This window comes from Thiohalomonas denitrificans (assembly GCF_900102855.1).
Lineage (GTDB): Bacteria > Pseudomonadota > Gammaproteobacteria > Thiohalomonadales > Thiohalomonadaceae > Thiohalomonas > Thiohalomonas denitrificans.
In genome coordinates, this window is record NZ_FMWD01000003.1 from 378,099 (window position 1) to 393,805 (window position 15,707).

Below are 15,707 nucleotides of genomic sequence, written 5' to 3' on the forward strand. Positions count from 1 at the left end.
TCGTTCAGTAGGTATTTGCCAGCAGTCGGTCGAACCAGTGTGCCACTGCACCGGGATCGGCCAGCCGGTATCGGGCGACACTGGGACCCTCGTGCGTTCCAACCAGGATGCCTACCCCATGCGCTGGTAACACCTTGAAGGCGTCTTCGTCGGTGATATCATCGCCGAGGTAGACGGGCGTTACGGCGTCGGGGTCGATTGCGAGTGCTTCCATCAGCCAGAGCAGGGCATGGCCCTTGTCCCATGCCACCGGAGGCTGCAGTTCAATCACCTTTTTGCCGTGTGTTACGCGCAGGTGTTTGTGGTCGGCGAGCGCATTCACGCTTTCTCTGATGGCCGCCTGCTCCCCTTCGGGGACCCGACGGTAGTGCACGGCAATGGAGAAGTGTTTGCGCTCGATCAGAACGCCCGGTTCTTTGTCCAGATCCTCGTGCAATTGGCGTTCGGCGGCATCCAGCGCCGGCAAATAACCACGTGCCCGCGGTTGCTCCAGGCGTATCTCCGGGCTTTGGATATCGAAGCCGTGGCTGCCGGCATAAATGAGCTTTTCGATACGGACCCGCTCTCGCACATCGACCAGATCGCGCCCGGAAATCACGGCTACCCGGAAGCGCACCGCCAGTCGTTCCAGCCTGTCTCGCATGGCCGGTGCCAGGATGGCGGCTTCCGGGTGGTCGACAATGGGTGTAAGGGTTCCGTCATAGTCAAGGAACAGCACAGGAGGACGGCGGTCGAGACCGGCGGCTATTGCATCGAAATTTGCCAGGGCATCCCGCATTCAGGCTCACCGTTTCAACAGGTCATCGACTTTCAGCTCGTCCAGATCGCTGACCACCCGATCTGCCCCGCTGGTGGAAAGCATCTCCCGGTTCCCGCCACGATCGACCCCGATAACCAGACCGAAACGGCCCTCCCTGCCGGCCTTGACTCCGGAGACCGCATCCTCGACCACGACGGCTTCGGCGGGATTGCACTTCAGGCGCTTTGCCGCTTCGGTGAACAGATCCGGTGAGGGCTTTCCGGCCAGACCGCGCTGTTCGATATCATTGCCATCCACCACAGTCTCGAATCGATCCAGCAGATCGCAGCGCTCCAGAATATACCGACAGTTTTTGCTGGATGAGACTACCGCTTGTGAAACACCGTAACCACGCAGAGAACGGATGAGTGCCAGTGTGCTGTCGTAGAGCTGAACACCCTCGTTCTCGACCAATTCCCGGAAGCGGGCGTTCTTGGCCTTGCCGAGTCCGTGAATGGTCCAGTCTTGAGAGCCATCGGTACCGGATCCTTCAGGTAGTGCTATACCCCGCGTGGCCAGGAAATCACGCACTCCATCGAGGCGCGGCTTCCCGTCCACATGCTCGAGGTAATCGTCAGGAAGCGCGAACGGCGCCAATTGGGGCCCATGCCGCTCGCTCCAGGCCCGTAGAAAAGGGTCGAATGTCGCTTTCCAGGCACGGGCGTGTGTGTCTGCCGTGCGGGTAATGACCCCGTCCAGATCCCATATGACAGCGCAGGTAGGCAAGCCCTGCCCATTATCCATAAGTCACCCCTCAGAACCCCGCAAATGGCCCAAGGCACGGCGCGGCCGCAGGGAGCGGCTCCGGGCCTCCTGCCCTCCCGCCGCATACCGGCCGTCCTGGCCATAATGGCCCGGCCCTTTTCAAGGGGCGCAACCCCGCATTGGGCTATTTGCGGGGTTCCCTTCGGGCGAGCCGCTGGCCGGCCATCTGCGGCGTTGCGCCCTCTTGACCGCTCCTGGGCATCCTTGCCCTCGCGGCATTAGCGCATCCCTGCGCGTCAAAGGGAACAACCCTTCCTGTGAGGGCGCGCCTTGCATGATGTGCATGGATGCACGAATGCCGCGGGCGCAGGATGCGCAGGAGCGGTCTGGCCGGCCAGTGACTCGCTGAGGGGCGACTTATGGATAATGGGCAGGGCACCTCAGCGTGCGAGCCGCGCCGCCTCACGCACCATTTGCCCGGCGTAGCCCCACTCGTTGTCGTACCAGGCCAGCACCTTGACCAGGTCACCATCCACTACCCGGGTCATCCGCAGGTCGACAATCGCGGCGTGCGGATCCTGAATGATGTCGGAAGAGACTATGGGTTCGTCCGCCAGTCCAAGCACATAGTTGTAGCGATCGGAGATGTTTCCTCACGGAAGATGTTGTTGACCTCATCGACACTGGTCTCGCGTTCGGCAATGAAGGTGATATCGGCTACCGAACCGACCACGATCGGTGCGCGTACTGCGAGCCCGTCGAATTTGCCCTCAAACTGGGTCAGAACCTTGGTCGTGGCCTTCGCCGCGCCGGTGCTGGTAGGTACCAGATTGGCGGCCCCGGCCCGGCCCCGCTCGAGCTTTTTGGAGGGGCCATCGACGATGGATTGTGAGCTGGTGTAGGCGTGTATGGTATTGAGGATTGCCTTTTTGATACCGATACGCCGCCCCATGATCTCCATAACCGGAGTAATGCAGTTGGTGGTGCAACTCGCCGTGGAGAAAACATCTTCGCTGGATTCATTGACACCCGGTACCACGAATTGCATCTCCCCGCCTTTAACCGGGGCCGAAAGGATTGCCTTTTTGGCTCCCGCCTTGAGATGCTTTTCCGTACCTTCGCGGTTGGTGAAGACACCGGTGCATTCGAACACGATGTCGATCCCCAGATCACCCCAGGGCAGCTGTTCGGGATCTTTCTGATTGAATACCCGAATAGTGTGGCCCTCGATCACCAATTCATCTTCGCGGCTGGCGACCTCCTTTGGGTAGCGGCCATAGGCAGTGTCGTAGCGCAACAGGTAGGCGAGTTGCTCGGGTTGTCCCAGATCGTTGACTGCGACCAGCTCCAGATCAGGATTGTCCATGATGAGCTTCAGGGTGGCGCGTCCGATGCGCCCCAGTCCGTTGATTGCCACATTAGCCATGACGAGATCTCCTTGTATTGAATGAGCAACCGATCAAATTCACTCGATCATGCGGCGATACATCTGTTCTATGGCATCGGAACTGTACAGTTGCGTACCGGGAGTCAAGACTGCGGCGGCGGCAGCGGCAATGCCGTATCGGAATGCCTCGACCAGGCTATTGCCACGGGCCAGCTGATGGGTAAGTACGGCAACGAAACTGTCTCCAGCCCCAACCGGACTGATGCCTTCGACCGGTGGAGGGCGTAGATGCAGGCGGTCCCCGGCGCGGCTGACCAGCAGGGCCCCGTCAGACCCCAGGGTGACGATCACGACTTGGGCGAGGCCATCGTTCACCATCTCCTGCATGGCATCCAGATAGATCTCATGGCCGGCGTCTTCGGGGACTCCGAACTGGCCGAACTCCTTGCGGTTCGGCTTGACCAGAAAGACCCCCGCTTCCAGGGTAGGGCGCAGGGCGGGCCCGGAGCTGTCCAGTATCACCCGAGTGCCACGCTCGGTCGCGGCGCGTGCGGCATAGGCATAGAAGTCCGCCGGCACGCCCGGGGGGAGGCTTCCGCTCAGCACCAGGTAATCCGGCACCGGCTCGACCGTGTTGACGGATTCCAGACAGTGTTGCCACTCCCTCTCAGAGAGCGACGGGCCGGAAAAGACAAAGTGAAACAGCTTACCGGTGGCCTTTTCCTGTATTGCCAAATCGTTTCGTGTATCGCCCTCGATGGCGATGCGTTGCTGTTTTAGTCCGCGGTCTTTCAACAGCCGTTCCAGTTCGTTCCCGTTCGGACCGCCGGCAGCGTATAACGCCAGGGCATCGCCTCCGAGTGCATGGATGCCTCCGGCCACATTGATGCCGCCTCCGCCTGGCTCGCGGACTTGCGTCCCGCAGCGGGTTTTGTGGCCTACCAGCAGCCGTTCGGCGGTCCCGGAGAGATCAACGGCGGGATTCATGGTCACTGTGACGATCGCACTCACGGAATGCCCCCTGTTCAGACGAGCACTGGATTGCCGGTCGTATATGAGTCGAATGCGTGACTCTCACCGCTCCCCTGCAGACAACCGTAGACGACAAAGTTAAAGGACGGTAGAGAGCGTCACTTCGCTCCTACGTCGGGAAACTTTCCATGCACAAGAGCGGGTTCAGAGGCGGCGTGCAATGAAGATAACCGGTTTGAGTAGAATACGGGCAAACACCGCCAGGTGAGGGTGCCGACCGATATAGCGCGACAGTGCCGGACTGGAATGATAATAGGCAGCAACAAAGCGGCGTCCCCAGGCGAAGCGCTTCATGCGATCACGAGCACGGCGTAAATGGTTCAGGTCCCGCTCAATTGGTCGCCCGGCCGCCAGCCTGGAGGCGATACACCCGCCGCTGATTTGGTCCAGGGCGATAGTGATGCCAGTCCGGTCGGTGATCTCGGTATCGCTATTGTTGTCGAGGTTGGGGTCGGCACGGTCTCCACTTACCTCGGCGGTGGCGCTCAAGGATTCGGAGCTCTGCCTGAAAACGGTGATGAAGGCGCGTTCGGTTGCGGTCGCGGTCAGTGTACCCAGGTTGCAAATCACCTCGATCGGTTCATTCTCGATCCCCTCGCACTCTTCACCGATACAGGTATCCCGTGGCGTCAGGCAACTGCCCCGGGTGGAACTGATTTCAGAAAGTTCCGAAAGCGCCAGTTCATCCATTCGAAAAATCGTGGTCACGTTATCGACACCAAGCGCGCTGTTGTTGAATACCTCCAACGTGAATTGAACGTCGCCGTTGTCGATGATACGGCTACTGAGATTCAGACTCAGATCGGCAGCGTCCTCCTCCGGCACGACAACAACGTCGACTTCATCCGCATCGTTATCGAAAAACGGATCATCCTCCCGCGGTTCAATGCCGGCACGATTGGTGATGATTCGCTGTACCGGCGGCAGTTCGGTAATCGCGTCTGCCCTTGTCTGTATCTCTATTATGCGGTTTTCGTTTTCGGCGATGTTTCCGAGTAGGCAACGGAGCCTGGTAGGGGTTTCGACGATGCAACGGCTGTCAATCTGGAGCAACCCGACCTCTTCGGGCAAATCATCCACCAGTTCGACGCGTTGGGCCACATCGGGGCCGAGGTTGGTGATGACAATCCGGTAGTCGATGGAGCGATTCTCGACGGCTATTTCCGGCGTTGCTGTTTTTGTGACGGAAACGTCCGCCTCGGCACGCGCCAAACCGGGACCCAGACTTATGATGCCAACGAGAGCAGCTTGCGTGGTGGTTTTCATCGCCTTTCCCTGGCTAATCAATTACTGAAACGTGTTTGGAAGCACCGAGCAACAGTGCAGATGGCCGACCGCTTGATCGTCGGTTGGTCGATTCAGCCCGTACCTTTGCTCATCAACAGACTGTCTGCTTTTCAACGAGGTTGCGCGCTTTGCCGGCCAGAAATCCATTGATATTGCTGCATCCTGTCCGATAAACGTAGAACAACGTGCGAATAGTGGCGATATCCACTTTTGTATCAAAGATGTCGGCGCCAACGGCCGATCAACGGCCGTAGTGCCAGTGGAGCGAGGAGCGATGTGGCAGCAGTGACCAGTACCATGCCGGCATACAGCGAATCCGGCACCACCTCGGGGCCTATCGCTTTTCCGTGGTGCATGATCACCATCGCGATCTCCGCTCGCGGTACCATACTGATGCCGATGAGTATCGCCCCAGTGCCTGAAAGAAACGGCCACGCCAGTAGACCGGCACCCAATAGTTTGCCGGCGATAGCTGCGAGCAACAGCACCAATCCCAGCTGCAGCCCTCCAGTTAACGCGGCCGGATTAATGTCCAGGCCGATACCGATGAAGAAAAACGGTGAAAAGAAAGTATAAAGGTCGTTGAAGGAGGCCTCGGTCTGGATAGCTTTCGGATCGCGGCTGAAGACCAGTCCGGCAAAGAGGGCGCCGATGGCCAGGGAGAAACCGAGCCAGCCGGCGACGGCGGCGATCACGAATCCGAATCCCAGTACCAGAAGCATCAGGCCGGTGTCCGGCTCGAACCGTGCACTCCAGCTGGTAAGGCGTTTCTCCAGATATCGTGCGAACAGCAGACATCCGACCGCGAACAGAAAGAACTTGATAAAGAACAGCAGGGCGCCGCTGCCGACGGTGCCCCAAAGATCACCGTTGTTGGTGTTGCCCAATAGAATGGGAAGGACGGAAAGCAACAGGCCCATGAGGATGATGCCGACGATATCGTCGAGCTCGGCAATGTCTAGCAAAAGGCGGCCGTGAGTCGTGTCGAGTGTGCCCGCCTCACGCCATATTCCCAATGACACTCCCACACTGGTGGCAACGAGGGCCGCAGCCGCGACCAGTGAAGGGACAAGCTCGAAACGCAGCCACAGGCGGGCCGCCTAGAAGCCCACCAGGCCTGAAACCGCAAGGTTGCCGATGCCGATGATGCTTGCCAGCGGGAGTTCGCGCATCAGCTTGCGGGGATTGCTATCCAGACCGACCCGAAACAGCAGGGTGACAATCCCGATGCTGGCGAGTAGAGAGAACGCGTGCTCCACCGGCGGAGATAGCAGCGGCCAGCGCTGGTCGACCACGCGTATGGTGAAGCCGATCAGGATGTAACCTACCAGCGCCGGTAGCCGCAACTTCCGAAGCAGTCCATTGACCAGCGCGACGCACACAATCGCCAAGCCGATCAGGGTCAGCCATAGTGCTGGCGTTGTTTCCATGTTGAGACTCTCATGCGGATGCTTTCGGACGGTGAGAAAGCTCGTGAGAAAGTGACGTCCCCCGAAAGTTGTTTGCTGAGAGACTGCTGGCAATCTATACCGGCTTTGCTCCGGGTTGTGCGGCGGTTGTATTGCGCTCCGGAGCAATCAATCCTCTGCTGGAAATCAGGGGCTCCACGTAGGTTTCCAGTTCGGCGGCACGGTGGGCGGCAGTATGCTGGGTAAGGATGCGATTGCGTCCGCGACGGCCGATGGTTTGCAGCTCCTCGGGATCGATTTTTTCGAGGATGTCCAGTACCTCTACCGGGGTGTCGGCAATCAGCAGTTCGGGTCCGAGATCGAACAGCTCATCGATGCCTTCCCAGTAGTCGCTGATGATGGGAATGCCGCAAGCGGCAGCTTCGAATAGTCGAACACTGGGCGAATAACCAAGCTGCACCATGTCGGCCCGGGTGACATTCAGGGTCACGCGCTGATTATTGTAGAACCGCCGGTGTTCGGCCGGGGGCAGGTGTTCGATGCGGGTGATATTGTCGCTCCAGCGGACTTTATCCGGGTACATCGGGCCCGCCACCACGAAACGTCCCGACGGCCAGCGCCGCGCCGGCTCGATGAGCAGACGTTCAAGCGTGGGCTGTCGATCGGCGGCATAGGTGCCCAGATAACCGAGGTCCCAGGCCGGTGCCATGGTGGCGGGATAATAGATTTCCGGGTCGACCGAGCAATACAGGGGCAGGGCTCGAGGGGCACCGTACTCTCTTTCGAGGCGCCTCAGTGTAGGGCCGCCCGTGAAGGAGAGGTAAAGATCGTATTCGGGGATCAGGTCGGGAGAAATGTACTCCCACTCATTGCGCTCGAGCTTTCCCAAAGTTACCGGTGTGTCGATATCGTAGAAAGCCGTGACACCCTGTGCCTTTTCCTGCACCCATCGACCCACTTCGACGCCATCGGGCACATAGGAGCCGACAATGACCAGGTCGGCTTCCGCAACCGCTTCTTCGCATCGCTTTTTCAGATCCGCGACATTCTCGTAAAGAATAACTCGCGCATAGGGAGGTTCCGGCATATCCCGGTTCGAGGCGTACCAGGGTGCGTTTCGCTCCAGGAAAAGGATATCGTGGCCCCGGGCGTCCAATTCACGGATAAGGCCCCGATAGGTCGTGGCGTGCCCGTTTCCCCAGGAGGAGGTGAGTGACAGGCCGAGGAATACGATGCGCATCGGGTCGTTCATGAATGTTTTCCTTTTCAGTTGTGTGGGCCCTGCCATTTACCGACGGGACCCACCGGTTTGCGGACTCTCACAGGCCGAAAGATCGGTTTGCTCCCGGCTACGGGAGCCGAGCAGTTCGGTATAGAGATTGGCGTAAGCGGCGGTGGTGGCTTCCAGTGAGTAACGGCGTGCCCGTTTTCGAGACGCGGTAGCCAGTCGACTGCGCAGGGCACCATCCCGTGTAAGCTGGAAAAATCCCTGTTGGATGGCCTCCTTATCATCCGGCCGAACGAATAGCGCGGCGCCATCCCACAATTCGCGCTGGCTGGCGATATCCCCCAGCAGCAGTGCACAGCCGGAGAGGGCCGCCTCCAGTACCGACAGCCCGAAAGGTTCGTAGCGCGCCGGAAAAGCATAGACCGCGGACTCGGAATAGAAAGGACGAAGGCGTTCGGGTGACAAGTGTCCCAGGAACTCGACATTGGGCAAACGGGTGTGCGAACCGTTCGGGTGGCGGCTTTCACCAGCAACGCGGAGTGGCCAGTGGAGTTTTTCCGCGGCCCTGGCAACGGCCCCGACATTCTTGGCTTCATCCCAGAGGCGTCCGACGGACAGTGCAACGTGCCGTTTTCGGCCCGAACGGAAAAGGGCCGGATTATGTCCGTTGTGGATGACGCAAGTACCGGGCAGTGGACCGTAGTGGGTTTGCAGGGCATTGCGCATGGCGCGCGTTGGTGCAACCACCCTGTCGGCTGAGCCCAGGCCGTGCCGTACCGCACGGTAGTACGGTTCGAACCGCCGGGGTGGAGGCTCGCCGTGAACTGCCTGCCACCATGATAATACGCAGGAGTGGCCGACAACTATGCAGGGAACCTGCCAGTCGAGCGAGGCGTGAGCATACCCGTTGAGATGGACGATGTCGGGACGAAAGCGTTGTTGAACGGTTTTCAGCCAGCGACCGGCCGCAGCAACATCGCCCCAGGGATCGTCCATCCATTCCAGTCGATAAAGGCTTTCGTATATCTGCAGGCGAGGAATACCCTTGACCTGCTGCCACTGCGGCCCGGAAAGCGGCGCCCCCATGGTGGCAAGGGCTACTTCCGCTCCGGCCTTGCACAGACTCTCCGCGAGATCCACTGAATAGGTCCAGACTCCCCCGACGGTGTCGCTGGTCATCAGTATGCGAAGCCCATTCGGCACCATCAATCAGCTCCCGCGCTGCTGCCGTTCTGTGACAGGGCTGGTGGGCCGAAGTCCGGGTGAGTGGGGTTGTTCGACATTCGTACTCCGGAAGTTTCCGTATTGTTAACGATGGGTTCCGGTCCCGGACCCGCCTAGACTCTGGATCTCCATCCGCTTCAACGGAGGTGTGCCATGCCCGGAGAAAACCACGTGACGACCAATCACGAAGTGATTCAGCGTTGGGCCGAATCGCGCGGTGGTCACCCCGCCTTTGTTCAGGCTACGGCCTCCGCCGGCGACCCGGGAATCATTCGCATCGATTTTCCGGGTTACAGTGGAGAACAGAGTCTTTCGCCCACATCCTGGGATGAGTTCAGAAAAGAACCTCGCCTTTGTCTATCAGGACAAAACCGCCAACGGTGAAACCAGCCGATTCTTCAAGCTGGTGGACCGAAATTCGATCCACTGACGTGTTCCGTTCCGCTTGTTGACACCGTGGTTGTCCGGGCGGCGAGTTCAGCCGTCCGGGCAGCATCAAATCCTTCCAGAATGCTTTCCACCTGTTCAGCACGCCGCGAATAGGTGTGCTCCGCCAGTACCCGGCGACGTGCAGCCTCACCCATGGCTCGAGCCCGTTTACGGGTGAGACCGTCCAGATGAGCCGCAACATCTTCGGCACTGTGGGCCACCAGCACCTCCCGCTCCGGCTCCAGGAAATCCTCAATCCCGAGCCACCAGTCGGAAATGAGGCAGGCACCGGCCCCGGCAGCCTCGAAGATGCGGGTCGCCGGTGACCAACCGTTTTTCGCCATGCTGTCGCGGTTCACGTTGAGTACTGCGCGAGGTGTGCAGTTGAAGGTGTTGTGGTCCCGGGTATAGATGTGTCCGAGATAGTCGACGTTGCCGGGCATGGGCTTGTCCTGCCAGCCGTTACCGCCCAGCAGGAAATGCAGGTCAGGGCGCAGGGCGGCTGTTTCCAGAAAAAACCGTTCGACCCGCGTCTCCCGGTCCGGAAGACGGTTACCAAGAAAGCCCAGGTCGGCGTCAAACCTTGGATCGGGCTCGACCGGGTGGTGTGTTTCGGGATCGACGGCATTGTAAACCGGTATGCATTCACGAGCCCCAAGCTCAAGGAAGGCATCGATGACCGGTTGACCGCCACCGTAAGTCAGCACGAGATCGTACTCGGGGATCAGGTTGCGCATCGGGTCGCCCGCATCGGCGGCAATGCGACCAAGAGTGGCGGGGGCGTCCACATCCCAATAGATGCTGACCGCATCGGCGCGTTTGATCTGCGGTACCGCGGCCTCGAGCAGTTCATCGAAGACACCGACGCCGCTTGCCTTGACGATGACGTCGGCGTTCGAGCCGTCGGCGAGCGCCTGCCATGCACCCTCTTCGGTTGGTTTGTAAACGAACACCCGTGCCCAGTCCGGATCGGCAATGTCGCGGTGTATCTGCCGGTCGTAGGCGTCCGGCTCATAGAACGTAACCCGGTGTCCTCGCCGTGCAAGGGCATGGATAATCCCGCGGTAATAGGTGGCGGCCCCGTTCCAGTAGGCCGAGACCAGACTGGAGCCGAAAAAGGCGATATCGAGTCCGACTTTCATGATTTTGTTTCCCCTTGGTGTACTGCTTCATGCTAAATAGCGCTTTCAGAGCCCTCCGAAAGCGCCAGGACAAGGCGCAGCGCGCAGGCAATGGTTTTTCCCTTGTCAAGCGCTGCAACGCCGTAATGGCGTTTTCGGGGGGCTCCCCCTGGGCGAGCCGCTGGCCGGCCATCTGCGGCGTTGCGCTTGCTTGAAAGGGGCCCGCCATTCCTGCGCAAGCGCGCCTTGCATGTGGCCGGCCAGTGACTCGCTGAAAGCGCTATTTAGCATGAAGCAGCACACTGGTTGCGAAAGACATCGGTCATGCCCAGTTCGCGGCAGATATGCAGCAATTCATCGACGCGATGGGCACAGGTATGACGTTCGAGCAGGGTCCGGTGCCCCTGCATGCCGAGTTCCGAGGCCATGGCGGGGTCGTGGATCAGGTCGCGGAGGTGACGGCGCATTTTATCGCCGCTGCTTGCCACCAGATAATCCGAACCGGCATGAAACAGGCCTTCGCTGTCTTCCCAGGGCGAGGTCACCAGAGGTATGCCGCACGCCATGGCCTCGAACGGGCGGATAGTGGGGATGCCCGGCAATGACTCCACGTAAGGCCGCCGTGGGATATGCACCGTAACCTTGTTGCGCGCGAAAGCCCGAGGGACATCGAAGTTGGCGAGCCAGCCGCCATAATCGATGCCGCAGGCATCCAGTTGTTCCAGTGCTGTTCGTGGGTAGCGAACGCCATGGATACGGGTACGAAGACCCAGGTCGGACGCCGGTTCGAAAAGAAACTCTGCCAGTTCCGATGTGCGCTCGTCGTCTCCCCAGTTGCCGACCCACACCAGGTCACCTTCCAGTGGCTCATTGACCAGGGGTCGAAAGACCCTGGTATCCGCCGCCTCATGCCATGTCCAGGCCCTCTCGCACCAGCCGTGCTCGAGATAACGGTCGCGAATCACCTCACCGAATGCCAGCACACCATCGTAGTGGCGAAGATCATACCGGGCGATGTCCGCGTGTCTGGTCAGGGAACGGTGGTGCGTGTCGTGGAAAAGCAGCCGATAGCCACCGTTGCGCGCCCGATGTTCACCGATGCGGGCCACCAGATCGTGTTCATTCCATTCGTGCACGATGACCAGGTCAAAACCATCCAGCTCCTGCTCGAGGTCCAGTACCTCCGGCCGGTAGAGTCGTGGTTCCAGGTTGGGGTATATGCGCGAAAACGCGGCGAGGGCATCCGGCCCTGCATCCTGCAGCAAATTGGCCACACTCCAGGCGTCTTCGGGTTCGAAGGTTTGCACCGTATGCCCTTGCGCGATCAGCTCCGAGGCCACGCCCCGTAAAAAATGGGCGTTGCCGTGATTCCAGTCGGAACGGATCGAGTGATAGAACAACGCGATGCGCATTCGATTTCCCTTGCAATACCCTACAGCGGACGAGGCAGCTCCAGCTCCTCCAGCGGCAGCGGCTGCTGTTCCTGAATGTCGGAAAACTCGCCGTACCTATCAATGTAGTAGCTGACGGCGCGTTCCCAAGCTTTTTCGTCCGGGAAGCCGAATCGGTGGACGTAACCGGGTGAACCGGGGTAGGGAAACATGGGAACCGGTTTGTTGGCCCAAACGCCGTACTCGAGGACTTCCTGACGCCATCTTTCGACGGCATCGAGGTCTTCACCGCCTGAATCAATCAGGCTGGCTTGCACGAAAGGAACACTCTTTTTGGCGTGGATGAGTCGGTCGCGCAGCTGCGCACCGGAGAGTTTGCAGCGCTTGTTGAGCAGGTCGCGCCCATCATCGGAGATGCTTTCGACGCCGGCTTCGATGGAGACACAGCCCGCCTCACCGAGGCGGTCGAGCATGTCCGGTTTCCACAGATCGATTCGGGTCTGCACGCCGAACTCGATGTCACGCTCTTCAAGCGCATCCAGCAGTGCACCGTCGGGGAGCAGGATTTCATCCACAAAATAGACGTAACCGACGCCCTGCTCGATGAGTCCATCCAGCTCGTCCAGTACCGTTTCCAGAGGGCGGCGCCGGTACTTGTCCCGGTAATTGTCCTTGGCGCAGAAGGTGCAAGCGTAGGGGCATCCCCGGGAAACCTCCATTTCGGCGCCGAGGCCGTGTCCTCCATCGTCGAAACGGTGGTGGTGGTGCTCGTGGAGCACTTCGCGAGGCCAGCGAAGTGCCGGCAGTGATGCCATATCGACGGCCCGGGGACCGCCGTTGACGTGAATGCGGCCGTCGTTGCCACGAAGGGCAAGGCCCTCCATCGATGACCAATCCCTGCTTTCGGCAAGCCGTGGCAGGATCGCTTCGCACTCCCCCATCACTGCTGCATCCGCGTCGACCTTGTTCAACAAGGCTCGTGGAGTCGTCGACCCGTGGGGGCCGACCAGAACAATACGGCCCGCGCTCTCCCGTACCGCCTCGGCCACCTCTTGCGGAACACGCAGTTCCGGAGGCGGGCAGCGCCAGAACAGGTAGGTGGGAGCTGTCCCGATCACAGTGATGTCGGGGCCGTATCCGGCCACAGCGGCTGCCAGCACTTTCGTCGACCAGCCGAAGGCGTGAGTATCGAATAGTGCCGCGTCGTGCCCTTCCGCTTCCAGCAGGGCCTTTGTATAGCCCAGTTCCAGGGGTAGATGCCGTTCGTGACAGCCGAAATAGATGCTGCCATCGAAGCGCCAGGGCGGATTGATAAGCGCATACCTCACAGGACCATCCTCTTTTGCCGTGTCGGGACGAGCCCGCTTTGGGCGGCAAGCCAGTCGTAGAGCCGGTTGAACCCTTCCACGACAGGGATTCGAGGCTGCCAACCGGTCGCTTCAGAAAACTTTTCCACGTTGGAAACGTAGTAGCGCTGATCGCTGGTTCGCCAGTGTTCGAAGCGGACTTCGGGCGGCTCTCCCTGCCGCTCTTCCAGTAAGGTCAGTAACTGCTTCAGGCTGAGAGTGTTCGAGGGGCCGCCGCCGATGTTGAATGCCCTCCCGGAAATTCGGGGCATGTGTCGGTGTGCCAGCAGTATGGCGTCGATCAGATCGTCGACAAAGAGCACGTCGCGAACCTGCAGGCCGTCGCCGTAGATGGTGATGGGCTGCTGACGAAGCGCGCGAATGAGAAAATGAGCCACCCAGCCCTGGTCTTCGGTACCGAACTGACGTGGTCCGTAGATGCAGCTCATGCGGAACACGGCCGCGGGGAGCCCGTAGGTGCGCGCGTAATCCAGCACATACTGGTCGGCACTTCCCTTGGAGCAGCCGTAAGGGCTGCAAAACTCCAGTTGTCGCTCTTCACCCACTCCCGAGTGGCGGATGCTCCCGTCTTCGGGCTCATAACCGGTATCGGTGGCGCGGAGCGAAATGTCTTCCAGGCCGCCGTACACCTTGTTGGTCGAAGTAAAGAGCAGTGACGGCGGATCGGAGCGGGCCCGGAGTGCTTCAAGGAGATTCAGGGTTCCGCGACTGTTGACCTCGAAATCGTCGAGTGGGTCATCCAGACTGGTGGTCACTGCCACCTGTGCTGCGAAGTGATACACCTGATCGGCACGATCGACGACCTCCCGGACGGTATTCGCATCACGTACGTCGCCGAGCCGGAACTCCAGCGATTCAGGATGCCGTTCCTGAAGCCATTTCAGGTTCTGTTCGGTACCGGGGCGCGCCAGGTTATCGAGAATCAGCACTCGCCGCCCCTCCGAAAGGAGTCGGTCGGCGACATTGGCGCCGATAAATCCGGCACCACCAGTCACCAGCGCAATTGGGTTCCCATCCACTGGCTTCATAGCGCCAGTCCCCGTACGGTCAGCTCGCGGGTCGCCTCGGCCACCCGGTCCTCCGCATTCTGATCCTCCAGCCACGCGCTCAGTGAACGAATACCGGCATCAAGTCGGATCTTTGGTTCAAAACCCAATTGCTCCTGTGCCAGGGAGATATCGGCGAAACAGTTGCGGATGTCTCCGGTGCGGTACTTGCCGGTTACCAATGGTTCGATGTCGCGACCCAGTGCCGCCGCCACCCGTTGTGCCACTTCGGTCACCGTGACATCGTGGCCACTGCCGATATTGAAGGCCCGGCCAACGGCCTCATCCCGCTCAAGGGCGAGAGCACAGGCATCGGCAACATCATGAACACTGACGAAGTCGCGGCGCTGGTGGCCATCCTCGAAGATTTGGGGAGGGTTTCCGTTCAGCAGGCGTGAGGCAAAGATGGCCAGCACGCCGGTGTAGGGATTGGAAAGCGCCTGACGCTCGCCGTAGACATTGAAGAAACGCAACGCGGTGGTCGGGATGCCGTAGGTCTCGCCCAGCATCAGGCTCATGCGCTCCTGATCCAGCTTTGACATGGCATAGATAGACGCAATAGAGGGCGCTTTATCTTCGGTAGTGGGGACCGGGCTCAGTGGTTCTCCTTCGGGACCATAGGCTTGCCAGTCGCCTTTTTGCAGGTCTCCGTTTTTGCGGCTTCCCTCGACCAGTCGGCCATCATCCGTGCGATACATGCCTTCGCCGTAGATACTCATGCTGGAGGCCATTACCAGCCGGTCGACAGGGTGTCTCATGAGGGCTTCGAGTAAGACACCGGTGGCGGTTATGTTGGTGTTCAGATAGTCGGCCACCTCGTACATGCTCTGGCCGACTCCCACCTTGGCGGCAAAATGAAATACCGCATCGATCCCCTCCAGCGCCTGTTTGACCGTATCCGGATCCCGGATGTCGCCAATGATCAGGTCCACTTCGGGGTCGAGATAGTCGGGGCGTTGTCGCTGTTCACCGTGAACCTGCGGCGAGAGGTTATCGAGCGCGCGTACCCGGTAACCTTTCGCTAACAGACGGTCCGCCACGTGCGAGCCGATGAAACCGGCACCGCCGGTGATCAGAACGTGTTTGCTCATGATGGTAACCGTCCTATGGTTTTTTCGTCCCTGGATACAATTTCACACAATGGGTCGTTTCGGCCGCTGTGGGCCTGGAAGTCGCCGACCAGTTTCGGTGAAACAGGAATGGAGTAGGGGAGGAGCGTGTGCGGAACAGCAGTTCTGTGCGTATACCGGGAGGTGGTCCCGAGCATTTCGGCTTCGGCAAA

General features: G+C 59.9%; 11 protein-coding genes and 2 pseudogenes. All 13 read right to left on the reverse strand.

Translation table 11 applies throughout. From position 1 onward, the window contains the following. Positions 1-4: 4 nt before the first annotated feature. Positions 5-778, reverse strand: a complete 774-nt coding sequence (otsB, locus tag BLP65_RS06390; protein ID WP_092994161.1) for a trehalose-phosphatase — start codon at positions 776-778, stop codon at positions 5-7. A gap of 6 nt (positions 779-784) precedes the next feature. Beyond that, positions 785-1,543, reverse strand: coding sequence for an HAD family hydrolase (locus BLP65_RS06395; protein WP_092994164.1), 759 nt, complete (start codon positions 1,541-1,543; stop codon positions 785-787). Positions 1,544-1,944: 401 nt separating this feature from the next. After that, positions 1,945-2,930, reverse strand: a pseudogene (locus BLP65_RS06400) (type I glyceraldehyde-3-phosphate dehydrogenase). Between the two features lie 39 nt (positions 2,931-2,969). Then, positions 2,970-3,902: a 1-phosphofructokinase family hexose kinase gene (locus tag BLP65_RS06405; protein ID WP_092994167.1), complete on the reverse strand. Its 933-nt coding sequence runs from the start codon at positions 3,900-3,902 to the stop codon at positions 2,970-2,972. A 165-nt stretch (positions 3,903-4,067) separates the two neighbouring features. Beyond that, the gene (locus BLP65_RS06410) at positions 4,068-5,189 is read right to left on the reverse strand and encodes a CFI-box-CTERM domain-containing protein (RefSeq protein WP_092994170.1); all 1,122 of its coding nucleotides are present in this window, start codon (positions 5,187-5,189) and stop codon (positions 4,068-4,070) included. A 236-nt stretch (positions 5,190-5,425) separates the two neighbouring features. After that, positions 5,426-6,640, reverse strand: a pseudogene (locus BLP65_RS06415) (cation:proton antiporter). 94 nt (positions 6,641-6,734) lie between these two features. After that, positions 6,735-7,871, reverse strand: a complete 1,137-nt coding sequence (locus tag BLP65_RS06425) for a CgeB family protein (RefSeq protein WP_217631918.1) — start codon at positions 7,869-7,871, stop codon at positions 6,735-6,737. Between the two features lie 36 nt (positions 7,872-7,907). Next, on the reverse strand, positions 7,908-9,053 hold the full coding sequence (locus tag BLP65_RS06430; RefSeq protein WP_092994179.1) for a glycosyltransferase family 4 protein: 1,146 nt from the start codon (positions 9,051-9,053) through the stop codon (positions 7,908-7,910). 416 nt (positions 9,054-9,469) lie between these two features. Beyond that, the gene (locus tag BLP65_RS06440) at positions 9,470-10,642 is read right to left on the reverse strand and encodes a CgeB family protein (protein WP_092994182.1); all 1,173 of its coding nucleotides are present in this window, start codon (positions 10,640-10,642) and stop codon (positions 9,470-9,472) included. Positions 10,643-10,905: 263 nt separating this feature from the next. Beyond that, the gene (locus BLP65_RS06445) at positions 10,906-12,033 is read right to left on the reverse strand and encodes a CgeB family protein (RefSeq protein WP_092994185.1); all 1,128 of its coding nucleotides are present in this window, start codon (positions 12,031-12,033) and stop codon (positions 10,906-10,908) included. Positions 12,034-12,053: 20 nt separating this feature from the next. Then, positions 12,054-13,340: a TIGR04295 family B12-binding domain-containing radical SAM protein gene (locus tag BLP65_RS06450; protein ID WP_092994188.1), complete on the reverse strand. Its 1,287-nt coding sequence runs from the start codon at positions 13,338-13,340 to the stop codon at positions 12,054-12,056. Then, a complete protein-coding gene (locus tag BLP65_RS06455; RefSeq protein WP_092994191.1) occupies positions 13,337-14,407 on the reverse strand; it encodes an SDR family NAD(P)-dependent oxidoreductase in 1,071 nt (356 codons plus the stop codon). Before BLP65_RS06455 ends, BLP65_RS06450 begins: the two co-directional genes overlap by 4 nt. Then, on the reverse strand, positions 14,404-15,516 hold the full coding sequence (locus BLP65_RS06460) for an NAD-dependent epimerase/dehydratase family protein (protein ID WP_092994194.1): 1,113 nt from the start codon (positions 15,514-15,516) through the stop codon (positions 14,404-14,406). Before BLP65_RS06460 ends, BLP65_RS06455 begins: the two co-directional genes overlap by 4 nt. Positions 15,517-15,707: the final 191 nt, after the last annotated feature.

Coding starts and splice junctions, on each gene's coding strand:
- otsB (WP_092994161.1), bottom strand. CDS start 778: ATGCGGGATGCCCTGGCAAATTTCGATGCAATAGCCGCCGGTCTCGAC.
- BLP65_RS06395 (WP_092994164.1), bottom strand. CDS start 1,543: ATGGATAATGGGCAGGGCTTGCCTACCTGCGCTGTCATATGGGATCTG.
- BLP65_RS06410 (WP_092994170.1), bottom strand. CDS start 5,189: ATGAAAACCACCACGCAAGCTGCTCTCGTTGGCATCATAAGTCTGGGT.
- BLP65_RS06425 (WP_217631918.1), bottom strand. CDS start 7,871: ATGAACGACCCGATGCGCATCGTATTCCTCGGCCTGTCACTCACCTCC.
- BLP65_RS06430 (WP_092994179.1), bottom strand. CDS start 9,053: ATGGTGCCGAATGGGCTTCGCATACTGATGACCAGCGACACCGTCGGG.
- BLP65_RS06440 (WP_092994182.1), bottom strand. CDS start 10,642: ATGAAAGTCGGACTCGATATCGCCTTTTTCGGCTCCAGTCTGGTCTCG.
- BLP65_RS06445 (WP_092994185.1), bottom strand. CDS start 12,033: ATGCGCATCGCGTTGTTCTATCACTCGATCCGTTCCGACTGGAATCAC.
- BLP65_RS06455 (WP_092994191.1), bottom strand. CDS start 14,407: ATGAAGCCAGTGGATGGGAACCCAATTGCGCTGGTGACTGGTGGTGCC.
- BLP65_RS06460 (WP_092994194.1), bottom strand. CDS start 15,516: ATGAGCAAACACGTTCTGATCACCGGCGGTGCCGGTTTCATCGGCTCG.